This window comes from Pseudomonas alliivorans, assembly GCF_017826695.1.
Classification (GTDB): Bacteria; Pseudomonadota; Gammaproteobacteria; order Pseudomonadales; family Pseudomonadaceae; genus Aquipseudomonas; species Aquipseudomonas alliivorans.
The window spans coordinates 71910-90611 of sequence record NZ_JAFFZW010000008.1; the positions used below are offsets into that span (position 1 = coordinate 71910).

At 57.0% G+C, this 18702-nt stretch carries 19 protein-coding genes; 15 read left to right on the forward strand and 4 right to left on the reverse strand.

The features are described 5' to 3' along the window. Positions 1–307: 307 nt before the first annotated feature. The 7 genes from JTJ32_RS19770 (at position 308) to pdeM (ending at position 7885) form a co-directional block, all read left to right on the forward strand. Positions 308–1090 carry a transporter substrate-binding domain-containing protein gene (locus JTJ32_RS19770; protein ID WP_099226097.1) on the forward strand — a complete coding sequence of 261 codons (783 nt, stop codon included), beginning with the start codon at positions 308–310 and terminating at the stop codon, positions 1088–1090. A gap of 84 nt (positions 1091–1174) precedes the next feature. Continuing rightward, positions 1175–1903 carry an ABC transporter permease gene (locus JTJ32_RS19775; protein WP_099226098.1) on the forward strand — a complete coding sequence of 243 codons (729 nt, stop codon included), beginning with the start codon at positions 1175–1177 and terminating at the stop codon, positions 1901–1903. Beyond that, positions 1900–2610 (forward strand): ABC transporter permease, encoded by a 711-nt coding sequence (locus tag JTJ32_RS19780; protein ID WP_025996574.1) that lies wholly within the window; start codon positions 1900–1902, stop codon positions 2608–2610. Before JTJ32_RS19775 ends, JTJ32_RS19780 begins: the two co-directional genes overlap by 4 nt. Positions 2611–2624: 14 nt before the next feature. Next, positions 2625–3743 (forward strand): succinylglutamate desuccinylase/aspartoacylase family protein, encoded by a 1119-nt coding sequence (locus JTJ32_RS19785; RefSeq protein WP_210043044.1) that lies wholly within the window; start codon positions 2625–2627, stop codon positions 3741–3743. 9 nt (positions 3744–3752) lie between these two features. Then, entirely contained in the window at positions 3753–4517 is a 765-nt protein-coding gene (locus tag JTJ32_RS19790) for an ABC transporter ATP-binding protein (RefSeq protein ID WP_073170151.1), read from the forward strand. 225 nt (positions 4518–4742) lie between these two features. Then, positions 4743–7232: a ligase-associated DNA damage response DEXH box helicase gene (locus JTJ32_RS19795; RefSeq protein WP_210043045.1), complete on the forward strand. Its 2490-nt coding sequence runs from the start codon at positions 4743–4745 to the stop codon at positions 7230–7232. Then, positions 7229–7885 (forward strand): ligase-associated DNA damage response endonuclease PdeM, encoded by a 657-nt coding sequence (gene pdeM, locus JTJ32_RS19800; protein ID WP_099226101.1) that lies wholly within the window; start codon positions 7229–7231, stop codon positions 7883–7885. The genes JTJ32_RS19795 and pdeM overlap by 4 nt, the downstream gene beginning before the upstream one ends. A gap of 64 nt (positions 7886–7949) precedes the next feature. On the opposite strand, the gene JTJ32_RS19805 is transcribed toward pdeM, so the two are convergent. Both JTJ32_RS19805 and dcd read right to left on the reverse strand, forming a co-directional pair. Further along, positions 7950–8162 (reverse strand): hypothetical protein, encoded by a 213-nt coding sequence (locus tag JTJ32_RS19805; RefSeq protein WP_099226102.1) that lies wholly within the window; start codon positions 8160–8162, stop codon positions 7950–7952. A 112-nt stretch (positions 8163–8274) separates the two neighbouring features. Continuing rightward, positions 8275–8841, reverse strand: a complete 567-nt coding sequence (gene dcd, locus JTJ32_RS19810; protein ID WP_017126297.1) for a dCTP deaminase — start codon at positions 8839–8841, stop codon at positions 8275–8277. Positions 8842–9160: 319 nt separating this feature from the next. On the opposite strand from dcd, the gene JTJ32_RS19815 reads away from it, so the two are divergent. Further along, complete coding sequence (locus JTJ32_RS19815) at positions 9161–9370, forward strand: cold-shock protein (protein ID WP_002554837.1); 210 nt, start codon at positions 9161–9163, stop codon at positions 9368–9370. A 133-nt stretch (positions 9371–9503) separates the two neighbouring features. Here the strand turns inward: JTJ32_RS19815 and apbC are convergent, their stop codons facing one another. Then, positions 9504–10598: an iron-sulfur cluster carrier protein ApbC gene (gene apbC, locus JTJ32_RS19820; RefSeq protein WP_210043047.1), complete on the reverse strand. Its 1095-nt coding sequence runs from the start codon at positions 10596–10598 to the stop codon at positions 9504–9506. A 175-nt stretch (positions 10599–10773) separates the two neighbouring features. Here apbC and metG point away from each other — a divergent pair, with 175 nt between their 5' ends. The 4 genes from metG (at position 10774) to JTJ32_RS19840 (ending at position 15002) form a co-directional block, all read left to right on the forward strand. Further along, entirely contained in the window at positions 10774–12816 is a 2043-nt protein-coding gene (gene metG / locus JTJ32_RS19825) for a methionine--tRNA ligase (protein ID WP_210043048.1), read from the forward strand. Positions 12817–12929: 113 nt separating this feature from the next. Next, a complete protein-coding gene (rsxB, locus tag JTJ32_RS19830; RefSeq protein ID WP_210043049.1) occupies positions 12930–13970 on the forward strand; it encodes an electron transport complex subunit RsxB in 1041 nt (346 codons plus the stop codon). Positions 13971–14075: 105 nt separating this feature from the next. Continuing rightward, positions 14076–14714 (forward strand): endonuclease III, encoded by a 639-nt coding sequence (gene nth, locus JTJ32_RS19835; RefSeq protein ID WP_184320825.1) that lies wholly within the window; start codon positions 14076–14078, stop codon positions 14712–14714. Positions 14715–14819: 105 nt separating this feature from the next. After that, positions 14820–15002, forward strand: a complete 183-nt coding sequence (locus tag JTJ32_RS19840) for a PA3496 family putative envelope integrity protein (protein ID WP_099226107.1) — start codon at positions 14820–14822, stop codon at positions 15000–15002. 147 nt (positions 15003–15149) lie between these two features. Here JTJ32_RS19840 and JTJ32_RS19845 read toward each other — a convergent pair whose 3' ends face one another. Next, on the reverse strand, positions 15150–15776 hold the full coding sequence (locus tag JTJ32_RS19845; RefSeq protein ID WP_004881876.1) for a response regulator transcription factor: 627 nt from the start codon (positions 15774–15776) through the stop codon (positions 15150–15152). Positions 15777–17045: 1269 nt separating this feature from the next. On the opposite strand from JTJ32_RS19845, the gene JTJ32_RS19850 reads away from it, so the two are divergent. The 3 genes from JTJ32_RS19850 to JTJ32_RS19860 all read left to right on the forward strand — a co-directional run bounded on the left by JTJ32_RS19850 (position 17046) and on the right by JTJ32_RS19860 (position 18643). Continuing rightward, positions 17046–17573 carry a hypothetical protein gene (locus tag JTJ32_RS19850; RefSeq protein ID WP_184320828.1) on the forward strand — a complete coding sequence of 176 codons (528 nt, stop codon included), beginning with the start codon at positions 17046–17048 and terminating at the stop codon, positions 17571–17573. 270 nt (positions 17574–17843) lie between these two features. Next, positions 17844–18158, forward strand: coding sequence for a hypothetical protein (locus JTJ32_RS19855; RefSeq protein ID WP_210043050.1), 315 nt, complete (start codon positions 17844–17846; stop codon positions 18156–18158). A gap of 209 nt (positions 18159–18367) precedes the next feature. Beyond that, positions 18368–18643 (forward strand): hypothetical protein, encoded by a 276-nt coding sequence (locus JTJ32_RS19860; protein WP_184320834.1) that lies wholly within the window; start codon positions 18368–18370, stop codon positions 18641–18643. Positions 18644–18702 lie beyond the last annotated feature (59 nt).

Consider the following 18702-nt stretch of genomic DNA (forward strand, 5'->3'; position numbering starts at 1 on the left):
AGCGCACCAAACAGGATCATTTCTACTCACTGCGTCGCCGCTCGCACGCCCGAGCCGTTACGAATCTGCTTCACCTGTCCGCTATCCAGTGATCCGCCTTGCAGAAAAACGCCGTGCCCGTAGACCTCAACGGCGATGAGCAGGCAGAACGCCATGCATTTATATGAAATAGCGACAACCGCTTACACTTCAAACGCACGTTCGTCTCTCTGGTTCGGAAATTGCTACTTTAGAACATCTGGCCTACGCCGGTAGCAACAAGCCTCGCGTGTTCCCAACACCCCCATCAGGTTTTAAGGACTGAATAATGAAAAAAGCATGGCTGACCCTTTCCGCACTGGCTTTGTGCCTGGCCGCTGGTAACACAATGGCCAAGGAGTACAAGGAACTGCGCTTTGGCGTCGATCCTTCTTACGCACCGTTCGAATCCAAAGCCGCCGACGGCAGCCTGGTGGGCTTCGATATCGATCTGGGCAACGCCATCTGCAAAGAGCTGAAAGTAACGTGCAAGTGGGTCGAAAGTGATTTCGACGGCATGATTCCTGGTCTGAAAGCCCGTAAGTTCGACGGCGTGATCTCGTCCATGACCGTGACCCCGGCTCGCGAGAAAGTCATCGACTTCTCCAACGAACTGTTTTCCGGCCCGACCTCGCTGGTGTTCAAGAAAGGTGCAGGCCTCACCGCCGATCCGGCCAGCCTTAAAGGCAAGACCGTTGGCTATGAGCAAGGCACCATCCAGGAAGCCTACGCCAAGGCCGTACTCGACAAGGCTGGCGTGAAAACCCAGGCCTACGCCAACCAGGACCAGGTTTACGCTGACCTGACCTCCGGCCGTCTGGACGCCTCCATCCAGGACATGCTGCAGGCCGAACTGGGCTTCCTGAAATCGCCAGCCGGTGCCGACTACGAAGTCAGCAAGCCAATCGACAGCGAGCTGCTGCCAGCCAAGACAGCCATCGGCATCGCCAAAGGCAACAAAGAGCTGAAAGCGCTACTCGATAAAGGCATCAAAGCCTTGCACGATGACGGCACCTACGCCGAAATCCAGAAGAAGCACTTCGGCGACCTGAATCTGTACAGCGGAAAATAACACCCCGACGCCCATCGATTTCGGCGATGATTCGCCGCCCTCTTCGATGGGCGTTTCTGTTCGTGACCGCTCAAGGCTTTATCCATGCTCGACTCACTGATGCACACCCTCGGACTTTCGGCTTTCAGCCTGAAGGGCTTCGGCCCACTGTTGCTGCAAGGCACCTGGATGACCGTCAAACTTTCGGTACTGTCCCTGTTTCTGAGCATCGTGCTCGGCTTGATCGGGGCCAGCGCCAAACTGTCGAGCTCAGCGCTGCTGCGCGTGCCGGCGCAGGTCTATACCACCTTGATTCGCGGCGTACCCGATCTGGTGCTGATGCTACTGATTTTTTACAGCCTGCAAACCTGGCTTACGGTGCTGACCGATGCCATGGAGTGGGAATACATCGAAATCGATCCGTTCGCGGCTGGCGTCATTACGCTGGGCTTCATTTATGGGGCGTACTTCACCGAGACGTTTCGCGGCGCGATTCTGTCCGTGCCCCGGGGTCAGATCGAAGCGGCCACCGCCTACGGTCTCAAACGCGGCCAGCGGTTTCGCTATGTGGTGTTCCCGCAAATGATGCGTTATGCCCTGCCGGGTATCGGCAACAACTGGCAAGTGCTGCTCAAGGCGACCGCGCTGGTGTCGATCATCGGCCTGGCCGATCTGGTCAAGGCCTCGCAGGACGCGGGCAAGAGTACCTATCAACTGTTCTACTTTCTGGTGTTGGCGGCACTGATCTATCTGGCGATCACCAGCGCATCGAATTTCGCCTTGCGTTGGGCTGAACGGCATTACGCCGCAGGCAGCCGGGAGGCGCATCGATGATCGAGTTACTTCAGGAATACTGGAAGCCCTTCCTTTATACAGACGGCGTGAACGTGACCGGTCTGGCCATGACCATGTGGCTGCTCAGCGCCTCCATTGCCATCGGCTTCTGCCTGTCGATTCCGCTGTCCATCGCCCGCGTGTCGAAGAACCGCTGGGTACGCTGGCCGGTGCAGTTCTATACCTACCTGTTTCGCGGCACCCCGCTCTATATACAGCTGCTCATCTGCTACACCGGCATCTACAGCATTGCGGCGGTGCGTGAGCAGCCCCTGCTGGATGCGTTCTTTCGCGACGCAATGAACTGCACCATCCTGGCGTTCACTTTGAACACCTGCGCCTACACCACCGAGATTTTTGCCGGTGCGATCCGCAGCATGGCCCACGGCGAGGTCGAAGCGGCCAAGGCGTATGGCCTGAGCGGCTGGAAGCTTTACGCGTACGTGATAATGCCGTCGGTGCTGCGCCGCTCGCTGCCTTATTACAGCAACGAAGTGATTCTGATGCTGCACTCGACCACCGTGGCCTTTACGGCCACTGTGCCGGACATTCTGAAAGTCGCGCGGGACGCCAACTCGGCGACCTTCATGACCTTCCAGTCCTTCGGAATCGCTGCCGTCATGTACCTGACCGTCACCTTCATTCTGGTCGGGTTGTTCCGTCTTGCCGAACGTCGCTGGCTGGCCTTCCTCGGCCCCGCTCATTAATCAGGACAGAACCGATGCAACATCACACCCACCAATTGCTGTCACCGGTGCCGGGCACAGCGCGCTGCGTTCACAGTTTTCACTACGGGCCGCAGAACGGCGCGGGCAAGGTCTACATTCAGGCCTCGCTGCATGCTGACGAACTGCCCGGGATGCTGGTGGCCTGGCATCTGAAACAGCGTCTGGCCGAACTCGATAACGCCGGTCGCCTGCTGGGTGAAGTCGTCGTGGTGCCAGTGGCCAACCCCATCGGCCTGGAACAGGTATTGATGGATACGCCGCTGGGCCGCTATGAGCTGGAGAGTGGACAGAACTTCAATCGCGGTTTCGTCGACCTCGGGCAGCATGTGGGCGACGAGATCGAAGCGCGGCTGACTCAGGACGCGAGCCGGAACCGTGAGCTGGTGCGCGACAGCCTGCTCGCGGCTCTCAACGCTCAGACAGCGACGACCCAGTTGCACTCGTTGCGCCTGACGCTTCAGCGGCTTGCCTGCGATGCCGACATGGTGCTGGACCTGCATTGTGACTTCGAGTCGGTCGAGCACCTCTACACCACACCCGAAGCCTGGCCGAAGGTAGAACCTCTGTCGCGCTACCTCGGCGCACAGGCGAGTCTGCTGGCCACCGACTCTGGTGGCCAGTCGTTCGACGAATGCTTCACGCTGGTCTGGTGGCAATTGCAGCAGCGTTTCGGTGAACGCTTTCCGATCCCGCTGGGCAGCTTCTCGGTGACCCTTGAGTTGCGCGGACAAGGGGACGTCAACCATTCACTGGCGAGTCGCGACTGTCAGGCAATCATCAATTACCTGATCGACTTCGGCCTGATCGACGGCGAACGGCAAATGCCGCCCGAACTGCTGTACCCCGCCACGCCTCTGGCCGCCGTCGAGCCGGTCGCGACGCCGGTCGGCGGTCTGCTGGTGTTCTGTGCCATGCCGGGCGAGCACGTCGATGCGGGGCAACTGATTGCCGAAATCATCGACCCGATCAGCGACGCCGTGACCAGCGTTCATGCGCTCAATGCCGGCCTGCTGTATGCGCGCTCGTTGCGTCGCATGGCCACCGCTGGCATGGTCATCGCCCATGTCGCGGGCAAGCAGGCCTACCGCAGCGGCTACCTACTTTCTCCTTGAGGACCTCTCATGTACAAACTGACCATCGATGGCCTGCACAAGCGCTATGGCGACAACGAGGTGCTCAAAGGCGTATCGCTCAAGGCCAGCAGCGGTGATGTGATCTGCCTGATCGGCGCCAGCGGCTCGGGCAAGAGCACGTTTCTGCGCTGCATCAACTTTCTGGAGCAACCCAACGACGGCGCCATGAGCCTGGACGGCCAGCAAGTGCGCATGGTCAGCGACAAGGACGGCATGCGCGTTGCCGATCCGGACGAACTGCAACGGATCCGCACCCGACTGGCGATGGTGTTTCAGCACTTCAACCTGTGGGCACACATGACCGTGCTGGAGAACATCACCATGGCGCCACGCCGCGTACTGGGCGTTCCCAAGGCCGAAGCCGAAGCCCGCGCGCGCAAATATCTGGACAAGGTCGGCCTGCCCGAGCGCGTCGCCGATCAGTACCCGGCGTTCCTGTCCGGCGGCCAGCAGCAGCGCGTCGCGATTGCCCGAGCGCTGGCAATGGAGCCGGAGATCATGCTGTTCGATGAGCCGACATCAGCGCTGGACCCGGAACTGGTCGGTGAAGTGCTGAAGGTGATTCAGGGTCTGGCCGATGAAGGCCGCACCATGATCCTTGTGACCCACGAAATGGGCTTCGCCCGCAAGGTCGCAAGCCAGGTGGTGTTTCTGCATCAGGGCCAGATCGAAGAGTCCGGTCACCCGGACGACGTGCTGAACAACCCGAAGAGCGAGCGGCTACAGCAGTTCCTGAGCGGGAACCTGAAGTAACCGCTGGAGGTGACGCAGCGCGTGGGCGCGATCCCGCCCCTGTGGGAGTCGCCTTGCCGGCGACAAACGACAGGACGCAGTCTGTTTGACGCAGCGCGCCGCCTGCATCGCCGGCGAGGCGCCTCCCACGTATCAAACATTCGGGTGTCCCTCGATAACCGTTTAAAACTATTACCCTTTTCCCGCTGTCTCTGAACTATCGCCCTTCAGAGCATTTTCAACCGCATGAGCAGACCCAACGATTTCGCTCAGCGATGGTTTCGGGCCCGAGGCTGGAAGGCGTTCGCGTTTCAAAAGGAAGTCTGGGCAGCCGTGAAACAGGGCGAGTCCGGCCTGCTTCACGCCAGCACCGGTTCAGGCAAAACCTACGCGGTGTGGTTTGCAGCGCTCAATCGCTTCGCCACCACCAAAGCCCCGCCCGAAGACAAACCCCGCAAGAAAAAACCGCCCGCCGCGCCCTTGAGCGTCATGTGGATCACGCCCATGCGCGCCCTTGCTGCAGACACTGCACGCGCACTCGAGGCGCCGCTGGCCGAACTGGACATCAACTGGTCTGTGGGCTTGCGCACCGGCGACACCAGCAGCAGCGAGCGTGCCCGGCAAGGACGTCGTCTGCCTTCCGCACTGATCACTACGCCGGAAAGCCTGACGCTGCTACTGACCCGCGCCGATGCACAGCCGACGCTTTCCACGTTGCGCATGGTCGTCGTGGACGAGTGGCACGAACTCATCGGTAACAAGCGCGGTGTTCAATTGCAACTGGCATTGGCCCGCTTGCGCCAATGGAATCCGCAACTGATTGTGTGGGGTATTTCGGCCACGCTGGGTAATCAGCAGCACGCACAGGAAGTCCTGTTGGGCGAAGGCGGCGTCACGGTTCAAGGCAAGGTCGCCAAAGAATTGCAGGTCGACACACTCCTGCCCCCCTCCATCGAGCGTTTTCCGTGGGCCGGGCACATGGGCCTGCGCATGCTGCCGCAGGTGGTTGCAGAGGTAGAGAAAAGCGCCAGTTGCCTGCTTTTCACCAATACCCGCGCGCAGTCGGAAATCTGGTATCAGGCGCTGCTGGAAGCCCGTCCGGACTGGGCAGGACTGATCGCCCTGCATCACGGTTCACTGGCCCGCGAAGTACGCGACTGGGTAGAGCGGGCATTGAAAGAGGGCTCGCTCAAGGCGGTGGTCTGCACCTCCAGCCTGGACCTGGGCGTGGATTTCCTGCCCGTGGAGCGCGTGCTGCAGATAGGCTCACCCAAAGGCGTCGCACGCCTGATGCAACGTGCCGGCCGCTCGGGTCACGCGCCCGGCCGCCCGTCACGCGTCACGCTGGTACCGACCCACAGCCTTGAGCTGGTGGAGGCCGCCGCCGCCCATGACGCCGTGGCTGACCGGATGATCGAACCCAGAGAATCGCCTCACCAGCCATTGGATGTACTGGTGCAGCATTTGGTCAGCGTCGCGCTGGGCGGGGGTTTTTTGCCCGATGAGCTGTTGGCGGAAGTGCGCACCGCCTGGGCATACCGGGACCTGAGCGACGAACAGTGGCAATGGGCACTGGCCTTTGTGCGCAACGGCGGTCACTCGCTCACGGCCTACCCCGATTACCGCCGCGCCGAGCCGGACGAACACGGTATCTGGCGCGTGCCCGATGCGCGACTGGCGCGTCGGCACAGGATGAGCGTCGGCACCATCGTCAGCGACGCCACGATCAACCTTAAATACTGGAAAAAGGGAGGCGGTGGCGGATCGCTTGGCAGCGTCGAGGAAGGCTTTATCGCCCGGCTCAAGCCCGGCGATGGCTTTCTGTTCGCCGGGCGACTGCTGGAACTGGTCAGAGTCGAGAACATGACCGCCTACGTCAAACGCGCCACCGGCAAGAAAGCCGCCGTGCCGCGCTGGAACGGCGGGCGCATGCCGCTTTCCAGCGAACTGGCAGACGCCGTGGTGGAGAAATTCGACGCTGCCGCGCACGGCCACTTCGAAAGTCCCGAGATGCGGGCGGTCAAACCCTTGCTGGAAGTACAGCGCCAGTGGTCCGGGTTGCCGCAACGTGACACTCTGCTGGCCGAGACTCTCAAATCCCGCGAGGGCTGGCATCTGTTTCTCTATCCGTTCGCCGGTCGCCATGTTCACCTGGGGCTGGCGAGTCTGCTGGCCTGGCGCCTGAGCCGACACCAACCGCTGACGTTTTCGATAGCCGTCAATGATTACGGGCTGGAGTTGCTCAGCGCCAGCGAACTCGATTGGGCACACCTGCTCGATAACGATCTGTTTTCGGAGCTCGATCTGATGGCTGACATCATCGCCAGCCTCAACGCAGGTGAACTGGCGCTGAGGCGCTTTCGCGAAATCGCTCGCATCTCCGGGCTGGTGTTTTCAGGCTATCCCGGTGCGGCGAAGAGCAACCGTCAATTGCAGGCATCCAGCGGGCTGTTTTTCGAGGTGTTCAAGCAGTATGACGCCGGCAACATGCTGCTGACTCAGGCGGAGCAGGAAGTGCTGCGCCAGGAGCTGGATCTGGTCCGGCTGGAGCAGACCCTGCGCCAGATCAACAGCCGCAGGCTTGACCTGCACACGATCAGGCGCGCCACCCCACTTGCGTTTCCTCTTTTGGTAGAGCGCTTTCGCGAGAGCCTAAGTTCTGAAAAACTGGCCGACCGCATTGCTCGCATGGTGCGCGATCTGGAAAAAGCCGCAGGGCCGGAGCCTGAACGATGAAACCCTGCATGGCCATCACACTGGCAGACGAAGCGTTGTGGTTGCTGGCAGATAAGGCCATTTACTACCCGGCCGAACACGCTCTGCTGATCGCCGACGCTCACTTTGGAAAGGCGGCGGCCTATCGCAAGCTGGGTCAACCGGTGCCGCATGGCACGACTCAGGAGAACCTGCGACGTCTGGATCAGTTACTGGATGACTATGACTGTGAGCATCTGATCTTTCTCGGCGATTTTCTGCACGCTCCCGAGTCCCACGCGAAGGGCACGCTCGAGGCGCTGCACGAGTGGAGAGAACGCAGGTCAGGACTGAAGATCACATTGATCCGGGGCAACCACGATAAACGCGCGGGGGATCCGCCATCCAGTCTGAACATCGAGGTCGTACCGGAACCGCTGCTGCTCGGCCCGTTCGCCTTGCAGCATGAACCAGACCCGCACGCGACTCACCACGTTCTCGCCGGACATGTTCACCCGGTCTACAGGCTGTTCGGAAGGGGTCGCCAGCGCCTGCGACTGGCCTGTTTTTACCTGGGCGAGCGCATCAGTCTGTTACCAGCGTTCGGGGAATTCACGGGGGGCTTTAATATTCAGCCAGCTGCCGGAACAACGATCTACGTCACTGGAGACGGGGCGATCTGGCGGGTGGCGTAATCCGTCGAGGGCCTTCAAAACGAAAATGCCCGCTGCCTTGTCAGAGGCAGCGGGCATTCTGGAATCAGGCTACCGGCGCAGGAGGCGGCTCGTCCGGGAGCGTAGGTTCACCGGGCTCCGTAGGCTGCTCGAATGGGGTGTCAGGACCCGGCTGACCCGGAACACCGCCCCCCACCATGTTCAATTCGGTATGGGCCATCAGAGACCAGGCCAGCAGTCCGATCTCGTTGAGTGGAGGAGATGTTTCCTGTTCAGAGGTTTTGAACGTTGTCTTCATAGGTCACTCCTGGTCAAAGGCCGTCGCCTACAACTGTAAACGAATGCATGTGAGGCAATAGAGTGCGAAAACGAACATTAATTCCATTCAAGAACAGGAAACAACGGCAAAATCAGGTGCGTGGCAGTGTGACACCACGCTGCCCTTGATACTTGCCACCGCGATCCTTGTAGGAAACCTCACACTCTTCATCCGATTCCAGAAACAACATCTGTGCCACGCCTTCATTGGCGTAGATCTTCGCCGGCAAGGTCGTGGTGTTGGAGAATTCCAGCGTCACGTGACCTTCCCACTCCGGTTCCAGGGGCGTCACGTTGACGATAATCCCGCAGCGCGCGTAGGTGCTTTTTCCCAGACAGATGGTCAGGACATTACGCGGAATCCGGAAATATTCGACGGTGCGGGCCAGCGCGAAAGAATTGGGCGGGATGATGCAGACGTCGCTCTTGATGTCGACAAAACTTTTTTCATCGAAGTTTTTCGGATCGACAGTGGCCGAATTGATGTTGGTGAAGACCTTGAATTCGTCGGCGCAACGCACATCGTAGCCGTAGCTGGACACGCCAAAGGAGATCAGCCGGTCGGCACCTTCGCCACGCATCTGACGCTCGACGAAGGGCTCGATCATGCCGTGTTCCTGCGCCATGCGGCGAATCCACTTGTCCGATTTGATGCTCATGGCGATGTCCTGATTTGCGAGGTGAAAAAGATGTTGGGCATCTTACCGGGCCTGCGCCACGTGTTCAAAGGCAACATATGTACAGCTGGCGAGACCTGAGCCGCAGTTTTGAAGCGAATGGAAATAATCCTCGATAGACCATTGGCACGTCCGACAAAAAGGGTTAAGGTGGCGTCACTGTGTTGCTTGTGTCACTGAGAATCTCTACACGATGTTGAATTTCGATCCAACCATCTCCATGAATTTTCCAGCTCTTTGCACTCAGTCTCGGCCAGGGCTCTTCCTACGCCGCAGTTAACTTTGTCCAAGGAGATATACTATGTCCAATCGCCAAACTGGTACCGTTAAGTGGTTCAACGATGAAAAAGGCTTCGGCTTCATCACTCCACAATCCGGTGACGACCTGTTCGTGCACTTCAAAGCTATCCAATCCGACGGCTTCAAAAGCCTGAAAGAAGGCCAACAGGTTTCTTTCATCGCTACCCGCGGTCAGAAAGGCATGCAAGCTGAAGAAGTTCAAGTTATCTAACTTGTACTGATTCGCTTAAAAACCCCGCCCTCAAAAGCGGGGTTTTTTATTGCCTGCCATTCAGGCTCAGGCTTCGACACCGACTCGAACGGGGCCGAACAGGCCGACCCACACTCGATAGCGTTCTTACCGGTCAGTCATCACTGACAGAGATCGACGGCATGGCCGGACTGGCCGCCTCCTGCAGAACAATCCGCGCGCCGACATGGCGGGCCAATTCCTGATACACCATTGCAATCTGACTCTCCGGCTCGGCAATCGCCGTCGGCTTGCCACCATCGGCCTGCTCGCGAATCAGCATCGACAGCGGCAATGAGGCCAGCAACTCGACGTCATACTGCGACGCCAGCTTCTCCCCTCCCCCTTCACCGAACAGATGCTCGGCGTGTCCGCAATTCGAGCAGATGTGCACTGCCATATTTTCCACGACACCCAGCACCGGAATATTCACTTTGCGGAACATTTCGACGCCCTTGCGCGCATCCAGCAAGGCAAGATCCTGCGGTGTGGTGACGATGACGGCACCGGCTACCGGCACTTTCTGCGCCAGCGTGAGTTGGATGTCACCGGTACCTGGCGGCATATCGATAATCAGATAATCCAGGTCATTCCAGGCCGTCTGGGTGACCAGTTGCAGCAAGGCACCCGAAACCATCGGACCGCGCCAGACCATCGGCGTATTGTCATCTGTCAGAAACGCCATCGACATCACTTCGATACCGTGCGCCTCGATTGGCACGAACCATTTCTGATCCTTGATCTTCGGCCGCGTACCTTCGGGGATGCCGAACATCACGCCCTGACTCGGCCCATAGATATCTGCGTCGAGAATGCCCACACGTGCGCCTTCGCGAGACAGCGCCAGCGCCAGGTTGGCTGCCGTGGTGGATTTACCGACGCCGCCCTTGCCTGAGGCAACAGCCACAATATTCTTCACATTGGCCAGCCCCGGAATCTGGCTCTGCGCCTTGTGGGCGCTGATCACGGTACTGATCTCCACCCTGGCCAAGGACACGCCGTCGATATTTTCGATAGCCGTCTTCAGCACATGCGCCCAACCGTTCTTGAACAGGTCTGCGGCGTAGCCCAGTTCAAGCCGCAGAGTGACTTGCGATCCGTCGATGTCGATGGCCCGCACGCAACCGGCGCTGAGCGGGTCCTGATTCAGATAAGGGTCGGTGTACTGGCGAAGAATCGTCTCCACCGCCGCGCGATTGACAGCGCTCATGGGCTCGCTCCGAAAAAAGACTGACTAAAACAGGCGGCTATCCTACCTGTTCTGTCGTGTGCCGACATGGTTTCGCTGCACAAGCAGGCGCATTCCCACAACAGCACGAGGTGAAAAAAATTGCTCAGACCTTTATAGTGGCCGACCTCCGTTCCAGTTCAAGTAGCCGAGCCCCATGTCCGAGCCACGCAAGATACTCGTTACCAGCGCCCTGCCCTATGCCAATGGTTCCATCCATCTTGGCCACATGCTCGAGTACATCCAGACCGACATGTGGGTGCGGTTCCAGAAGCACCGCGGCAATCAGTGCATCTATGTCTGCGCAGACGACGCCCACGGCTCGGCAATCATGCTGCGTGCCGAAAAGGAAGGCATCACTCCGGAACAGCTGATTGCCGACGTCAAGGCCGAGCACAGCGGCGACTTTGCCGACTTTCTGGTGAATTTCGACAACTTCCACTCGACGCACTCGGATGAAAATCGCGAGCTGTCGAGCATGATCTACACCCGTCTGCGTGATGCCGGGCATATTGCGACGCGTTCCATCACCCAGTACTTCGACCCTGAAAAGAAGATGTTCCTGGCCGACCGCTTCATCAAGGGCACCTGTCCGAAATGTGGCACGGAAGATCAATACGGCGACAATTGCGAAAAGTGCGGTGCCACCTATGCACCGACCGACCTGAAAGATCCGAAATCGGCGATTTCCGGCGCGACCCCCGTACTCAAGGATTCCAAACACTTCTTCTTCGACCTGCCCGCCTTCGACGCCATGCTCAAGAGCTGGACCCGCAGCGGAACGCTGCAGGACGCCGTCGCCAACAAGATCGCCGAATGGCTGGACAGCGGTCTGCAACAGTGGGACATCTCCCGGGACGCGCCGTACTTCGGTTTCGAGATTCCTGACGAGCCGGGCAAATACTTCTATGTCTGGCTGGACGCGCCGATCGGTTACATGGCCAGCTTCAAGAACCTGTGTGCGCGCCGTCCGGAACTGGACTTCGATGCCTACTGGGCGAAGGACGCAACCACCGAGCTGTATCATTTCATCGGCAAGGACATCGTCAATTTCCACGCGCTGTTCTGGCCGGCCATGCTGGAAGGCGCAGGTCTGCGCAAGCCGACCGCCATCAATGTCCATGGCTACCTGACCGTCAATGGTCAGAAGATGTCCAAATCCCGTGGCACATTCATCAAGGCACGTACCTACCTTGATCACCTGTCACCTGAATACCTGCGCTACTACTACGCCTCGAAACTGGGCCGTGGCGTGGATGATCTGGACCTCAATCTGGAAGACTTCATCCAGAAGGTCAATTCGGACCTGATCGGCAAGGTCGTGAACATCGCCAGCCGTTGCGCCGGCTTCATTCACAAGGGCAACGCCGGCGTCATGGTGTCTGCCAATGCCGCGCCCGAACTGACCGATGCCTTCCTGGTTGCCGCGCCAAGCATCGCCGACGCTTATGAAGCCCGCGATTTCGCTCGTGCCATGCGCGAAACGATGGCCCTGGCTGATCGCGCCAATGCCTACATTGCCGAAAAGACCCCCTGGGCCCTGGCCAAGCAGGAAGGTAAGCAGGACGAAGTTCAGGCTGTATGCGCATTGGGCATCAACCTGTTCCGCCAGTTGGTGATCTTCCTCAAACCCGTCCTGCCGAAGCTGGCTGCCGACGCCGAGGCGTTCCTCAACGTAGCCCCGCTGACCTGGGACGATCACCAGACACTGCTGGTCAATCATCAGCTCAACCCGTTCTCGGCCCTGATGACGCGGATCGATCCGGTCAAGGTTGAAGCCATGACAGCTGCATCAAAAGAAGACCTGGCTGCCAGCGCTACTGACACGGCACCTCAAGGTAACGGTGAACTGGCCAAGGATCCTCTTTCGGCGGAAATCGACTTTGATACATTCGCCGCAGTGGACCTTCGCGTCGCGTTGATCCTCAAGGCCGAACACGTGGAGGGTGCAGACAAACTGCTGCGCCTGACCCTCGATATCGGTGACGAGCAGCGCAACGTGTTCTCCGGCATCAAGAGCGCTTACCCGAACCCGAGCGAGCTGGAAGGTCGCCTGACCATGATGATCGCCAACCTCAAGCCCCGCAAAATGCGTTTCGGCATTTCGGAAGGCATGGTGATGGCGGCAGGCCCTGGCGGCGAAGAAATCTACCTGCTCAGCCCGGACAGCGGCGCCAAGCCCGGCCAGCGCATCAAGTAATGCACAAGGAAGCCCGGTATCCGTTGATCGTTTACGGATGCCGGGCTTTTGCATATCCGCAAGAATAATCCCCTGACGCCTACCGGCCACAGCCTGTTCCTATTGGCAAGCGCATGAACCTGATCCAGCACATTGACGCCCTCCTCCCACAGACGCAGTGCGGCAAGTGCGGGCACCCCGGGTGCAAGCCTTATGCGCAAGGCATCGCCAATGGTGAGGCCATCAACAAATGCCCACCCGGTGGCAATGAGACCATCGCGCAGTTGGCCAATCTGCTGGCAGTGCCCGTCTTGCCGCTGGACACCGAGCGTGGATCGGCACCTGCTCAGGTCGCCTTCATTCGCGAAGCCGAGTGCATTGGCTGCACGAAATGTATTCAGGCCTGCCCGGTCGACGCCATCGTCGGTGCCGCAAAACTGATGCACACCGTGATCATCGACGAATGCACCGGGTGCGATTTGTGTGTGGCGCCCTGCCCTGTGGACTGCATTGAAATGCATCCATTGCCTGTAGCGCAGGTAAAACCGTTGGCTGTCATTCCGATCGTGGGCGACGTGGAGCTTGATGCGCGGCAGCAACAGGCTCGCCTGCACAAGCGTGATCACGCTCGCCAGCGATTCGAGTCGCGCAATGCCCGGTTGCAGCGCGAGCAGGAGCGAAGGCATGCAGAGCGGCTGGCGAGGTCACAGAAGTCTTCGTCAGGATCAGCGGCATCCCTCGCTGCATTGCAACGGGTGCAGACCAACAAAACAGGCACAGGCGATGAAGCACTTAAAAAAGCACGAGCCGCCGTTGCCATGAGTCGTGCGCAATTGAACAAATCCCTCAAGGCTTTCGGTCATCCGCCTGTCGCCGAACAAGCAGCACGCCTGGTGGTGCTGCAGCAGGAATACGAAGCCGCAGAGCAGGCGCTGCAAAAGCTCCTGTCGACACCCAAAGTCACACCCGCCCGGCCGATAGCGAAGCCCGATGCAGGCGCGGTGAAGCGTGCCAAAATCCAGCAGGCGATGGCCCATGCCAACCTCAAGAAAGCGCAGGCAGCCAACGCTCAGCCAGAGCAACTGGCAAGCCTGGAAGAAGCGGTCACGCTTGCCGCTCAAACGCTCGAGGCCGCAGAGCAGGCGTTCGCCAGCTCTCAGGATCCATCAGCCTGAAACAGAAGGTGTGTGCTTGTTTGGCAACTGGAGCACTACAGTGGCACATTACCGTCCCGACACCCGTGCTGACCTTATGACCTGCCCCAAGGAAACGCTTCGCCCATGAATGCCGCAAAACGCCTGGAAATTTTCCGCAGGCTCCACGAGGACAACCCGGACCCCAAAACCGAGCTGGCCTACACCACGCCATTCGAATTGCTGATCTCGGTGATTCTTTCGGCACAGGCAACCGACGTGAGCGTCAACAAGGCGACTGCACGGCTGTACCCAGTGGCAAACACACCGCAGGCGATTCACGCACTGGGCGTCGAGGGCCTGTCCGAATACATCAGGACGATTGGCCTGTATAACAGCAAGGCCAAAAACGTCATTGAAACCTGTCGTCTGCTCATGGAACGGCACAACGGTGAAGTCCCCGAAACCCGCGAAGCGCTTGAAGCGTTGCCCGGTGTAGGACGCAAGACCGCCAACGTTGTACTCAACACCGCATTCCGCCAAATGGCCATGGCCGTCGATACGCATATTTTTCGGGTCAGCAACCGAACCGGCATCGCGCCTGGCAAGAACGTTGTGGAGGTCGAAAAGCAACTGATGAAGTTTGTGCCCAGGCATTACCTGCTGGATGCGCATCATTGGCTGATACTGCATGGCCGTTACGTGTGCCAGGCGCGCAAGCCCCGCTGCGGGAGCTGCCGCATTGAAGACCTTTGCGACTACAAATTCAAAACCTCTGACGATTGATTCAAATAGACTCAGACGGGTTGATCGATTGAAAAAATCTTTTTTACCCGCCACAGCTTTGTCGATATAAGGTGCGCCAGTACAGCCGAATCCTGGAGCCACTTCATGAGTACTGGCAAAGAGCAATTAGATGTCGATGATGATTTTGTCGCTGTCGATCCGGATGAGGTCGAGCAGGTTGCCGCTGAACCGGCGAAGACCAATTTGAGCAAGCGGCGCACAATCGATAATCTTCTGGAAGAACGTCGCTTGCAAAAACAGCTGGCGGATTACGATTTCGATCTGTAGCGCCCATATCAGGCAGAAGAACCTGCCGGACTCAACCGATGGCGCGAAAGCCCCTCGCCAGGAGAGGCTTTGTTCCGCGAATTCCCGATCGCAGTCAACGCGCTATTTCTGCTGGCATTACCCTCCAGATGTCCATTCTGCTCCGGCTCATACCAATCCATTCCGTTGCGCCAGTTCGATCAGATCGACAAGTGAGTGCGCATTGAGCTTGAGCAGCAGCCGGGTCTTGTAGGTACTCACGGTCTTGTTGCTCAGAAACATGCCGTCGGCAATTTCCTTGTTGGTCTTGCCTCTCGCCAACTGCTGCAAAACCATCATTTCACGTCCGGAGAGGCGGTCAACCATTTCCGACTCACTGGCGTTGCCCATGCTGGACCGAACCGTGTGCAGTGCCTGGTTGGGAAAATAGCTATAGCCCGATAACACTGCCTTGATGGCACTCAACAACTCGGTGAGGTCCTGCTGCTTGCACACGTAGCCGGCGGCACCTGCCTGCATGCAACGCATGGAAAAGTGGCCGGGAGCCTGTGACGTCAGGATCAGGACTTTGAACGGCAGGGTCATGGCCGACAGACGAGCGATGACTTCAAGGCCATCGAGCTTGGGGATACCTATGTCGAGAATGACAATATCAGGCAAATGCTCACGGGCCAGTTGCAGTGCGTCCACTCCATTGTCTGTCTCCGCAATGACCTCATAGCCATGACGCTCCATCAGCATGCGTACAGCAAGGCGAATGACAGGATGATCATCCACGATCAGCACTTTATTCATGGGCAGTCCAATTTTCGCTATTCGAATTTTCAGAGTCAGCACAATAGCTTAGTCGTTTAGTGCTTTGCATGACGCTCCCCCCTGAGGACCAACACCCAAAGACCGTTCATACATTTACTGAGGAATATTCCTACAAAACTCGAGACGAACGAGCTCTTTCTTATCTTTTTCACAGAGCCTTCCTTATCGGAATTCGATAACAGTATGACTACCCGGAGCAGCGGAATAGAGCAACTGCATACCGGACAGCATGTGTAGCGAACCCGATCGCTAATCGATTCCTGACTGACCTGACAGCCACTTCAATTAAAACCAATCCTTCCATGGGGATCGCTGTAGAGTGAACGCCCTTGAACCAGCGCAGTGCCATCACCGATGGGACAGACGTACTTCTCCTTAGATTTTTGCCTTCTAAAAAACGTAACGCTTGCAACGTGCCGAACCCTTTAACGGCCGCAGATATCACGCATGACGATAGCAGCTGTTTCCGATTCCCGAACCAGAGTGTCCTGCAGATGGAAGCAGGGAGACCGGTTGTAACAAAACATATTCAGTCTTTGAATTCTGATCCGCGACGCTTTCCTTACCATCAAACCAACGCCTGGACTCGATTAAAAATTACACAAAAAAAATAATCCTTTTGTATATATATTTGTTTAAAGAGAAAACCTGCAAAAAAATCAGAAATTTCCTACAAGCTTGCATACTCTCTTCCGCATCCATTCTGATCTGAACCCCTAAGCGTCACCTATTTTCCTGACGCGTGACAGTAAATCACATAATCAGACACCATCGCTATTTCTTACAAAACTTTAGTACCTTTATCGCCTGTCACACCGAAAACAGCTCATCCGACAGAAAGCTAATACTATATCTCCGCCCAACGCCATAGCAAAATCATCGAAGAGGAAAAATACTACAAAACTAACAGACGGCATTGAATTACATGTAAGACACCGAACAGACACCTAAGTTGTTTCATGTAAGCCACCGCTTTTTCACTTGCAAAACCTATTACCAGTCGTTACTTTTTTAAGAGCAAACTCATTAACAGGACTGCCGAGCGACTGCACTACTCATGCACACTTCGACCTCCCTCATTAATGAGACCAGACTAAATATATGAATTGCGTTTATTAAAAGTTGAAAACAATTGGGCAACATGGACAGGGCCCATCCACCCCATCGGCTGTTTGACGACATCACCATGAGCCTGACAACTCGCTGGGTGCCGCCCTGTGGACAGCCCTGTTCAAAAAAGGATCTACCATGAACAAGAATTTTTCACGCACCACATCCAAAGACCCTACCTACCTTGATTTGATTTCGGCAGTGGAAGCATTTGTCGCCAACGGCGGCGTGATTGCGGTGATACCTGAAGATGAAACAGCAAACGCCGCAGGCGTGGTGAACGCTAACATTGATACCCACAGGGAGACTGAAGCAGAGGTCATTTCCAAAGTGGAACTGTTGAAAAGTCTGGTCGCCAAAGGCGCTGGATTTTCTGCGCTCCAGTATTCCCTCAGGATGAACAGGAAAGACATACGCAAGTTGGCCATTGATCATGGCGTGAGAATACATTGCAGCCGTCCCGTCGAACACATGGAACGTGAAAGACGACATGAGGCAATCGATATCGATGACAGGGTAGCCGGTCATGTCATGCACTATTCAAGCCTGGGCTATACCGCGTCCGAGATTGCGCAGGTTCTTGATTTGAGCCTGCGTCAGGTCTGGAACATCGGTAAGGCCTATCGACTTGAATTAAGGCAGGTACGGAACACGGACATACCCTAGAGCCCCCCCAACCACGGCGCATAAAGGCCCTGCCCGCGCGGCCTTGAAGAGGTGTCGTTATAGAAATACATCCGTCAGTGCGCTGACAAGGGTAATGGCAGACTGAACAATGGCATACACTTCTCACGCACACGGCGAGATGTTTTGAACACACGAAATGTGAAGTGCACTAATTCGAATGGCAAAGACCCATGCTTACCCCTGAAAAGAAGATGACGGTCACCCACCCATTACCCATGTGCATGCACGTCTGTTAAAGGAGAATTACTCATGCCCCTTTTGGCCCGACTCATGAACCCTATCGGCATCATTGCATTATTTGCCGGACTCTCGGAAGCCTCGGCTACCGCTGTACTGCCTTATCTGGATAATGAGGATCGGCAGCGCTATGTCTGGTTTTTGATTATCTTTCCCTCATCACTGGTCGCTCTGTTCTTTTTGACCCTTAACTTTAACCGTGAGGCGCTTTATCCTCCGTTCCGTTCCGCTAATACCAACGTCCACGCAGATGAATGCATGTTCTGTCTGCGCTGTGATAAACCTGCCAGCACGTCGTACTACAAACCCACTGATGATGACTTATGACAGACCGCACAATCCATTGACGCAGAGCAGACACGGTATTTCAAACACACCTCATTCAGTGGGCGCAATTGTTTACGAATGGGCGACGTCGCGTGCGTCTGAAAACAGGACTACGGTTATTTGACGGCCTGCACAGTCAGATGTGAAACAGACATGTACCACCTGCAGGCACTCGAACGGATTCACATTCAACTGAAAAGGAATAGACCATGTCGACATTAAAAGAGTATCGAGCCATCGAAAAGAAACTTAACGAGCAACTGCAAAAATTTGAACTGCTCAGAAATGACGATCGACTGAGAGACGAATTAGAGTTAGAACGTAAGCTTTCTACACTGCTTAATCGTTACAGCCTGAAGAAAAAGGAGCTGATCAATTTTTTGAATTCGCCTCATGTGCTTTCAGAAAGTCACAAGGTCAGACAAAAAACATCCTGTAAAACCAGCGAAGGGAAGGCACGACGAACAGAAGAGACCAGACACTGAACGCCTGCACGGCCTGATCATTTGAAAAAATATGTGAATGCAGCCCTTGGCAGGGCTGC